Annotated in this window: 3 protein-coding genes and 2 pseudogenes; all 5 read left to right on the forward strand. The window is 63.8% G+C overall.

The window, feature by feature from the left end:
• Nucleotides 1-296, forward strand: a pseudogene (locus tag D769_RS06900) (hypothetical protein); the annotation flags it as partial.
• Nucleotides 297-404: 108 nt separating this feature from the next.
• Complete coding sequence (locus D769_RS06905) at nucleotides 405-1,877, forward strand: hypothetical protein (protein WP_008643452.1); 1,473 nt, start codon at nucleotides 405-407, stop codon at nucleotides 1,875-1,877.
• 168 nt (nucleotides 1,878-2,045) lie between these two features.
• Nucleotides 2,046-2,558, forward strand: a complete 513-nt coding sequence (locus D769_RS06910; protein ID WP_008643456.1) for a hypothetical protein — start codon at nucleotides 2,046-2,048, stop codon at nucleotides 2,556-2,558.
• Between the two features lie 283 nt (nucleotides 2,559-2,841).
• Entirely contained in the window at nucleotides 2,842-3,981 is a 1,140-nt protein-coding gene (locus tag D769_RS06915; RefSeq protein ID WP_008643458.1) for an ABC transporter substrate-binding protein, read from the forward strand.
• Between the two features lie 30 nt (nucleotides 3,982-4,011).
• Nucleotides 4,012-4,116: pseudogene (locus tag D769_RS31770) on the forward strand (gluconate 5-dehydrogenase); the annotation flags it as partial.

Consider the following 4,116-nt stretch of genomic DNA (forward strand, 5'->3'; position numbering starts at 1 on the left):
AGGCAACGGGCGCCGCCGGCGTGGCGCAGCAACAGGCTGCGACGGCCGTCGCGGCGGCGGGCACGGTCGTCACCAACGGCCTGCTTACGGTGATACAGAACGGCGCGGCCAACACCGCGAACGTTGGTTCGGTAGCGAACATGCCGGCCACGGTTATCCAGAATACCCTCAACAACCAGAATATCCAGAGCCTGATGACCATCAACGCCAGCGTGAACACGTTGGCGGCATTCCGCGCGCAAATGGCAAACACCGCGCTGAACAGTGTCATCTCAACAATGGCCGGCATGAAGTAACACCAACAAGGCAGTCGCAGGAAACTTTGGTCGTGGAAAGGAAGACATCGACGAACTGGTAGCGGGCCTTAGCGTTTTTGCCCGCCGTCCTCGGGGGAGGTAGACGTCATGAAGAAGCGCTCGCTGCAGGGGATTGGTCTTGCCAGTTGCTCTACGATGTGCCTGCTTGGCGGCATGGCTCATGCGCAGACTCCGCCCGACGATGGGCCGCCGGCGGCCGCCAAGCTCGAAACGCTGCAGAAGGAACTGAGCGAGCAGGCGAAGCAGTTGGAGGCGATGAAGCGGGCGCTGGCCGAACAGGAGGCCACGATCCGCGAACTGCGCAGCACGGTGGATAGCGAATCGCTGGCGCGCAAACGTGGTGGCCAGGCCGGGGTAGGTACCGGCGTGACGCCGGGCAACATGGCGACCAATGCCGCCGCGGCCGCTGCGGGCGCCAGCGCCACACAGATCAACAGCACGGCTCAGCAAGGCGTACAGGCCCAGCAGGTGCCTTCCGACGCGCCGCCGCAGGCCGTGGCGCCGCAGAACGTGCAACAGGGCCAGGCCGCCCAGGGCGACCAGCAAGGCGAGTCCGCCGCGGGTCCCGAACAACCTGTGGGCAGGCCGCCGGAGCGCGATACGCGTCCACCAGAGATCGCGCCAATCTTCGACCAGCCTGGCGTACTCACGCCGCAGGGCAAGATCGTGATCGAACCGAGCTTCCAGTACGGCTACTCGTCGAGTGACCGCGCGGTACTGGTCGGCTACACGGTGATTCCCGCACTGCTGATCGGCCTGATCGACGTGCGCGAGATCAAGACGTCGACGTACATCACGTCCATGGCCTTCCGCTACGGCATTACCAAGCGTCTCGAGATCGAAGCCAAGGTGCCGTACGTGCATTCGAGCAGCGATACCGTCAGCCGCGAGATCTTCACCGGCACCGCCGTCGACAACGCCTTCAACTCGAGCGGCAGCGGCCTGGGCGACGTCGAGGCGACGTTGCGCTACCAGCTCAACTACGGCAACGAGAAAATGCCGTACTTCATCGGCTGGCTGCGCTACAAGTCCAACACCGGCAAGGATCCGTTCGAGGTGGTGACCGATTGCGTGACCCGTTGTGTCAGCAACACCACCGGCACCGGGTTGCCGCTGGGCATGCCGACCGGCACCGGCTTCCAGGCAATCCAGCCGGGCGTCACGTGGCTGTTGCCGACCGATCCGGCGGTGTTCTTCGGTACGTTCAGCTACCTGCACAACTTCGCGCGTGACAACATCTATCGCACCGTGCTGAACGGCCAGCAGGAATTCCTCGGCAAGATCGCACCGGGAGACATCTTCGAGTTCAACTTCGGCATGGGCCTGTCGCTCAACGAGCACGCGTCGTTCAGTATCGGCTATGACCAGAGCATCATCTGGCCGACCAAGCAGAACGGGCAGACCGTCCCAGGCTCCGTGCGCATCACGCAGGGCACGCTGCTCGTGGGCTACTCCTATCGCTTCAACAACCGGTACACGCTGAACCTCTCGGTGGGTGCGGGCCTGACGCGAGATACACCAGATCTGACGGTGACGGTGCGTCTACCGATCACATTCTGATGGTGTTCGCACGGGTGAAGTGACGCGCGAAATTCTCCGTTTGGCACCCCACTTCCCGTCATCCATTCGGTACCTTGCGCAGGCTTCGCGGAGAGAGTAGAACAGCTACTAACCCGTCCCGAAGACGGATCATCAGAGTACGGGGCGGCCTGACAGAGGAGGCTAGTCATGCGCAAACGGATCTTCTGGTTGTTGCCCGACCTGGCGAGCGCGCGCCGTACCATGGACGACCTGCTGCTGGCTCGCATCGAGAATAGCCACATCCATTTCGTGGGACGCGACGGCGCCGACATGACGGGTCTGCACGAGGCAAACCTGTTCCAGACTTCGGACATCGTTCATGCTGCGGAAATGGGTCTGATGGTTGGCGGTGGTGTCGGTATCGTGGCCGGCGTGGTGGTAGCGATGTTCCCGATCGTCAGCGACTCTCCGCAATGGGGTCTGGTCGGCGTGCTCGCCGTGCTGGGCGCCGTGTTTGGCGCGTGGGCCGCGAGCATGATCGGCAGCTCGGCGCCGAACAGTCGACTACGGTCGTTCGAGAAGGACATCGAGGCAGGCAAGCTGCTGCTGATGGTGGATGTGCCGCGCGGCCGTGTCGAAGAAGTCGAGGCGCTGCTGCAGAAGGCGCACCCCGAAGCGTCCTTCGCCGGCCTGGATCCTGCAGTACCGGCCTTCCCCTGATCGAAGCGGGGTCAGGCCTTTCCCTTCGCGCGCCCGTCGTGGCGCGCCCCGGCGTGTGTCCCATCACGCGCCATGCTGCGGCCACACCTGAAACCGGTACCGGAGTCTTCAGGTTTCCGGTGTGATGCCGCAGCAACACTTCGCCGCATTTCCTGCGTCAAATTCCGCCTTATCCGCCGCTTTGTTTGCTCATTGCCACCCGTTGGGTTACCGTCCCCATGCCGCCGCAGTTGCGCGGCGCGCTTAAAAATCAAACACACCAGCGCTACTGGAGGGGTCAACAATGAACGCAAGGCAGTTCGCGTGCGGCATATTCGCCGCCACGCTCGGGTTTGTCGCGCCCATCGCGGCACACGCGGAACCCGGCATCACCAAGAACACCATTCGCATCGGCCAGTCGGCCGGCGTCACCGGCCCGGTGGCGGGCTCGGTCAAGGAGCAGATCGCCGGTGCCCAGGTCTATCTCAATGCGGTCAATGCCAGCGGCGGCGTCGCGGGCCGGCGCATCGAACTGCTGACCTATGACGACGGCTTCGATGCCAAACGCACGCCCGGCAATGTGCGCAAGCTGATTGCCGACGACAAGGTCTTCGCGCTGTTCATGGTGCGTGGTACGCCGCAGAACGAGAGCATCCTGCCGATCATCGGCGCGGAGAAGGTGCCGCTGGTGGCGCCGCTGACCGGGGCCATCACGCTGCATCGACCGGTCAATCGCTACGTGTTCAACGTGCGTGCGAAATACCAGGATGAAGTGGCCCGCGCGATCAACCATCTGGCCACGTCCGGCATGAACCGGATCGCGATCTTCTATGCCAACGACGGCTTCGGGCAGGACGTCTTCGAGGGCTTCAACACGGCCTTGCAGGCACGTGGCGTGCAGCCCGCTGGCGCGGCGTCGTTCAATCGACCGATGGGGGATATCAGCCAGGGTGTGGCCAGCGTCAACAAGGCCGATCCGCAAGCCGTGATGGTGATCGGTTCGGGCTCGGAGGCTGCCCGGATCATCCACGAGATGAAGAAGGCCGGTAGCCAGGCGCAGTTCGTCACGCTGTCCAATAACGCTGCCGATTCGTTCATCAAGGAACTGGGCGACGATGCCCGGGGCCTGATCATCACGCAGGTGGTGCCCGGCATGAACTCGAGCCAGATGAGCGTTGCCAGCGAGTATCGCGGCCTGGCCAAGGCGCAGAAGGTGGAGCCGAGCAATGCGGGCATGGAGGGCTTCATGTCGGCAAAGGTGCTGGTCGAAGGGTTGCGCCGCGCGGGACCGGAGCCCACACGCGAGAAGCTCGTGGCGGCGCTTGAAGGCCTGCGCGACTACGATCTCGGCGGCATCCTGATCAGCTACAGCCCGACGCGCCACACCGGTTCCTCGTTCGTGGAAATGTCGATCGTTTCGTCGACCGGCAAGCTGATCCGCTGAAGACCGGAGGGCTGCGGTATATTTCCCCGCATGGAAAATGCATCCACAGCCCATCCCTTTTCGCTCGCCGGCCGCGTGGCACTGGTCACGGGCGGCGCGCAGGGCCTCGGCCAGGCGATTGCCGCCGGCCTGGCC

Origin of the sequence: Cupriavidus sp. HMR-1 (genome assembly GCF_000319775.1) — a bacterium.
In the GTDB taxonomy this organism is placed as follows: domain Bacteria; phylum Pseudomonadota; class Gammaproteobacteria; order Burkholderiales; family Burkholderiaceae; genus Cupriavidus; species Cupriavidus metallidurans.

Bases quoted from the DNA above. Each gene is read 5' to 3' on its own strand.
- D769_RS06915 (WP_008643458.1), top strand. From the start codon at position 2,842: ATGAACGCAAGGCAGTTCGCGTGCGGCATATTCGCCGCCACGCTCGGG.
- D769_RS06910 (WP_008643456.1), top strand. From the start codon at position 2,046: ATGCGCAAACGGATCTTCTGGTTGTTGCCCGACCTGGCGAGCGCGCGC.
- D769_RS06905 (WP_008643452.1), top strand. From the start codon at position 405: ATGAAGAAGCGCTCGCTGCAGGGGATTGGTCTTGCCAGTTGCTCTACG.